Origin of the sequence: Paratractidigestivibacter sp. (assembly GCF_052362415.1) — a bacterium.
Lineage (GTDB): Bacteria > Actinomycetota > Coriobacteriia > Coriobacteriales > Atopobiaceae > Paratractidigestivibacter.
Genome location: NZ_DAWEMK010000101.1, coordinates 1 through 5315, shown reverse-complemented (window position 1 = coordinate 5315; position 5315 = coordinate 1). Strand labels below are relative to the sequence as shown.

At 67.1% G+C, this 5315-nt stretch carries 5 protein-coding genes; all 5 read right to left on the bottom strand.

All coding sequences use genetic code 11. The features are described from left to right. A partial coding sequence (locus tag ACT84W_RS08835) for a DEAD/DEAH box helicase (RefSeq protein ID WP_444328946.1) occupies positions 1 to 1388 on the bottom strand: 1388 nt, incomplete at its 3' end. 184 nt (positions 1389 to 1572) lie between these two features. Next, positions 1573 to 2739, bottom strand: a complete 1167-nt coding sequence (gene fucO, locus ACT84W_RS08830) for a lactaldehyde reductase (RefSeq protein WP_417575450.1) — start codon at positions 2737 to 2739, stop codon at positions 1573 to 1575. Positions 2740 to 2938: 199 nt separating this feature from the next. Next, positions 2939 to 3643, bottom strand: a complete 705-nt coding sequence (gene dapD / locus ACT84W_RS08825; RefSeq protein WP_417575451.1) for a 2,3,4,5-tetrahydropyridine-2,6-dicarboxylate N-acetyltransferase — start codon at positions 3641 to 3643, stop codon at positions 2939 to 2941. A 42-nt stretch (positions 3644 to 3685) separates the two neighbouring features. Then, complete coding sequence (gene dapB, locus ACT84W_RS08820; protein WP_432290407.1) at positions 3686 to 4432, bottom strand: 4-hydroxy-tetrahydrodipicolinate reductase; 747 nt, start codon at positions 4430 to 4432, stop codon at positions 3686 to 3688. Then, on the bottom strand, positions 4425 to 5315 hold an 891-nt coding region (dapA, locus tag ACT84W_RS08815; RefSeq protein ID WP_417575453.1), incomplete at its 5' end, for a 4-hydroxy-tetrahydrodipicolinate synthase. The genes dapB and dapA, both read right to left, overlap by 8 nt.

Sequence of the window (5315 nt, the reverse complement as noted above, 5' to 3'; positions counted from 1 at the left end):
GCGCGCTTGCCCTCGCGGCGCGCCTGCTCTAGCTTCTTTTTTGCCTTCGACTTGCCGCGCTTGGTCTTCTTCCTCGGCTTGTGGTCCGCGGGGTCGCGGTTAGGGTCGAGCTGCGGGGGCTCGGCTCCGAGCACGAGACCAGTGGCGTCGTAGGGCTCGGCGACCTTGCCCATGAGCCCCTCGATGTCGAGGTACTCGTCCAGCTCCTCCTCGGTCACGAAGGTGACGGCCCAGCCGAGCTCGCCCGCGCGGCCCGTGCGACCGATGCGGTGGATGTAGTCGTTCGGCTCCGACGGGACGTCGAAGTTAACCACATAACGGACGCCAGGGATGTCGATGCCGCGCGCGAGCACGTCGGTCGCCACGAGGACGTCGGCGTCGCCCGAGCGGAAGTCGCTGAGGGCGCGCTCGCGCTGGTTCTGGCTGCGGTTGCCGTGGATCGGCGCGGCGGAGATCCCCGCCTTCCGCAGGCGCCGGCAGATCGCGTCCGCGCGGTGCTTACCGCGGGTGAACACGATGACGCGGGAAGGGCCTTCTTTTTTGAGGAAATCGGGCAGCAGCGCGTTTTTCGCCTCCGGCGAGACGGGCAGGACGTACTGCTCGACCGTGTCCGCGGTGCTCGTCACCGGGGCGATCTCCACGCGCGCCGGATCGTGGACCAGGTCGGCGACCTCGCCCACCGCCTCGTCATCGAGCGTCGCGGAGAGCAGCAGCGTCTGGCGCGTCGGCGGGGTCTCGCGAACGATACGTCGCACCGTCGGCAGAAACCCCATGTCGAGCATGCGGTCCGCCTCGTCGAGCACGAGGACGCGGACCTCGTCGAGGTGGCAGGCACCCTGCTCGATGAGGTCGACCAGGCGCCCCGGCGTGGCGACGAGAATGTCGCAGCCATGCTCGAGGGCCGAGACCTGCGGCTGGTAGCCGACGCCGCCGACAACGGTCAGCGCGACGTGGCCCGTGACGTCCGAGATCTTCGAGGCGACCTCGTCGATCTGCTGGGCGAGCTCGCGCGTCGGGGTGACGACGAGCATGGCGGGGCCGTGGCCGTTGCCCTCGCCCCTGCGGGAGCCGCGCGAGCCCGAGCGCCCCGGCATGGGCTTGGGCGGCGCGACGTGCTCCAGGCGATCCATCGTGGGCAGCAGGAAGGCAGCGGTCTTTCCGGTGCCGGTCTGGGCCGCGGCGAGAAGGTCGCGGCCGGCGAGCACCTCGGGGATGGCGCGGGCCTGCACAGGGGTGGGCGAATCGTATCCGAGGACGCGGACGGCCTCGAGCATCTGGGCGGAGAGCCCCAGCTCATCGAAGCGCAGGCAGATCTCGTGCGCGCTTTCGGGATTCTCGGCGTTATCGGGGTTCTCGGCGCGCCCTGCGCCGGGTTCGAGATGTTGCATATGGTCGTTCCTTATCTGCGCGCATGTCTTGCGCGCGAATCATGCGGGGCGCGAAGCCCCGTGAGCGTCCGCGCGGTCGCGCGGGCCACGTGATTATACCCGCGGCGCGACGAGAAGAGCGCCGGGAAGGATCGGCTCCTTCCCGGCGCTCACTGAACGGCCCGAAAACCCGGCGCAGATAAAGCTAGGCTGCGGGGCAGATCTTCTTGAAGAGCTCGATGACGTCCTCGAGGCTGGCGTCGCGCGGGTTGCCCGGGAAGCAAGCGTCGGCCATGGCGTCCTTTGCCAGGACCTCGATCTCGTCGGCCTTCATGGCCTCGCAGGTCTTGGGGATGTTGACATCCTCGGAGAGCTGCTTGACGGCGGCGATGGCAGCGTCGGCGGCCTCGTCCTCGCTCATGCCGGTGGTGTCGACGCCCATGGCGACGGCGACCTCAGCCAGGCGCTTGGTCACGACGGGCTTGTTGAACTCCATCGCGATCGGGAGCAGCATGGCGCAGGCGACGCCGTGCGGGGTGTCGTAGTGTGCGGAAAGCGTGTGGGCCATGGCGTGGTCGATGCCGAGGCCGACGTTGGAGAAGCCCATGCCGGCGATGTACTGGCCGAGCGCCATGCCCTCGCGGCCGGAGGCCGGAACGCCGCTCTTCGCCTCGGCGACGGAGTCGCGAAGGTTCTTGGAGATGAGCTCGATGGCCTTGAAGTGGAACATGTCGGAGAGCTCCCAAGCGCCCTTGGTGGTGTAGCCCTCGATGGCGTGGGTGAGCGCGTCCATGCCGGTGGCGGCGGTGAGGCCGGCGGGCATGGAGGCCATCATGTCGGGGTCGACGACGGCGACCTCGGGGATGTCGTTGGTGTCGACGCAGACGAACTTGCGGACCTTCTCGGGGTCGGTGATCACGTAGTTGATGGTGACCTCGGCCGCGGTGCCGGCGGTGGTGGGCACGGCGATGGTGAAGACCGCGTGGTTCTTGGTGGGGGCGACGCCCTCGAGGGAGCGCACGTCGGCGAACTCGGGGTTCTCGATGATGATGCCGATGGCCTTGGCGGTGTCCATGGAGGAGCCGCCGCCGATGGTCACGATGCAGTCGGCCTCGGCGGCCTTGAACGCCTCGACGCCGTCCTGGACGTTCTTGATGGTGGGGTTGGGCTTGATCTCGGAGTAGAGGGACCAGGCGATGCCGGCGGCGTCGAGCTCGTCGGTGACCTTGGAGGTCACGCCGAACTTGACGAGGTCGGGGTCGGAACAAACGAAGACCTTCTTGTAACCGCGACGGGTAATCTCACCCGGGATCTCCTTGATGGCGCCCTTGCCGTGATAGCTGACGGTGTTGAGGACAAAACGATTAGCCATGCCGATTCCTCCATTGTTCAGAAATAAGGTCGACCCTCTGTCGGCCCATATTTTGTAAGTCTACCCAGCACAAAACGTTTATATAACGTTTATACCGCTCACAATGAAATCACGCCCGCTCAGCCGGAACCACAAACGACGGCCCCCGGGGCGCTACGTCCGGGGGCCGCCAGATCACGATATGTAAAGCCGGATGCGCCTAGAGGTTCCTCAGCGCGTCGACGAGGGAGACCTTGCCGGCAGCGACCTCATCGGCCTGCTTGATCACACGGGCGGGCACGCCGGCCACGACGGCGCCGACCGGGACGTCCTCCACGCACACGGCGCCCGCCGCGACGACGGCGCCGCGACCCACGCGCACGCCCTCGAGCACCACCGCGTTCGCTCCGATGAGGACGTCGTCCTCAATGACCACAGGCGTGGCGCTGGCGGGCTCGACGACGCCGGCGAGCACGGTGCCCGCGCCGATGTGGCACCTCTTGCCCACGGTCGCCCGGCCGCCCAGGACGGCGCCCATGTCGATCATCGTGCCCTCGCCGATGACGGAGCCGATGTTGATGACGGCACCCATCATGATGACGGCGTTGTCGCCGATCTCGACCTTCTCGCGGATAATGGCGCCGGGCTCGATGCGCGCGTGGATGTTGAGCTTGCTCAGCATGGGCACGCCGGTGTTGCGGCCGTCGTTCTCGACGACCTTGTCGGCGATGGCGCCGGACGCGGCCTCGAGGGCAGGGCCGATCTTCTCCCAGTCGCCGAAGACGACCTTGCAGGTGTCGCTGCCGAAGACGTGGTCGGCGCACGAAAGGTCGATCTTCGCGCCCTCCTTGAGCTTGAGATAGACCTTGACCGGGGTCTTCTTCGGCGCGGTCGCGATGTAGTTGATGATCTCCTGTGCGTCCATTGGGCAGGTGGGTCCTTTCTGAGAAAAGCGGGGGTAGCCGCCTTATTCGAACATGAGCTGGTCGAAGGTGTAGAAACCGTTCTCCTTGCGCGCGAGCAGCCGCTTCGCCGCGGCGACGGCGCCGTTGACGAAGATCTGGCGGCTCGTCGCGCGGTGCGTGAGGCAGACCTCCTCATCGGTGCCGAAGAAATGCACCTCGTGCGTGCCCGCGACGGTTCCGCCGCGAAGCGAGTGCATGCCGATCTCCTTGGCGGGGCGCTCCCCCACCATCCCCTCGCGGCCATAGGTCACCGAGCACTCGTGGTCGGGGTCGACGGCGTCGAGGAGAAGGACCGCGGTGCCTGAGGGCGCGTCGGCCTTCTTGTTGTGGTGGGTCTCGACGATCTCGCAGTCCCAGTCGCCGAGGGCGAGCGCCGCCTGGGCGCAGGCGCGCTTGAGGGCCGCCACGCCGAGCGAGTAGTTGAAGGAATGGATCACGCGGGTCTTCCGGCCGAGGGCGCGAAGCTGCGCGAGCTCCGCCTCGTCGTAGCCCGTCGTGCCCGAGACGAGGGCCGCGCCGGTGCGCTCAACGTAGGCGAGCACGTGCGGGAGCCCCGCCTTGTTCGAGAAGTCGATGACGAGGTCGACCACGGGCGCGCGGCCGTCGAGCTCGTCGGCGTTGTCCACGTCGTAGATGCCCTCGACGGCAAAGCCGCCGTCGGCGTCGAGCTTCTGGGCGATGAGCTTGCCCATGCGGCCGCCGCCGACGAGAATCACGCTCGTGAGCTGCACGTCCCCTGCGTTAGTCAATCAAACCAGCCCCCTTCATCGCGGCGTAGAGGCGCTCGCGGTCGGAATCAGTCATGGGCCAAAGCGGCTTACGGTAATTCTCGTCGAGAAGGCCCATCTTTGCCAAGGCTGCCTTGACCGGAATCGGGTTGACCTCGCAGAAGAGCGAGTGGATGAGCTCGAGGTTGTCGATCTGGAGCTTTCGGGCTCCCGCCACGTCGCCGGCGAGGAACTTGGCGCACAGGTCGTGAACAGTGCGCGGGGCGACGTCGGCCCACACCGAGATGACGCCCACGGCGCCGAGCGACATCAGGGGCACGATCATGTCGTCGTTGCCGCTCATCATGCGGAAGTCGTCCGACAGGCAGTGCGCGATACTCGCCGCGTAGGAGATGTCGCCGGAGGCCTCCTTGATGCCCCAGGCGTTGGGGTGCGCAGAGAGGCGCTCGACCACGGCGGGGCTGATCTTGCAGCCGGTGCGGCCGGGGATGTTGTAGAGGATGCACGGCACGTTGACGACGTCCATGACGTCGGCGAGGTGGTGGTACATGCCCTCCTCGTTGGTCTTGTTGTAGTAAGGCGAGATGATGAGCAGGCCGTCGACGCCGAGCTTCTGCAGCTCGAGCGACTTGCGCAGCGACTCGCCGGTGCAGTTGGAGCCCGAGCCGCCGATCACGGGGACGCGGCCGGCGACGCGCTGCACGACGCACTCGGCGACCGACAGGTCCTCTGAGTCCGTCATCGTGGCGGACTCGCCCGTCGTGCCGAGCACGAGGATGCCGTCGGTGCCGTTGGCCAAGTGAAAGTCGACGAGGCCCTCGAGGCGCTCGAAGTCGACGCTGCCGTCCTTCTTGAACGGGGTGACGAGGGCGACGACGGATCCCGTGAGGTTGTTCATGTCCAT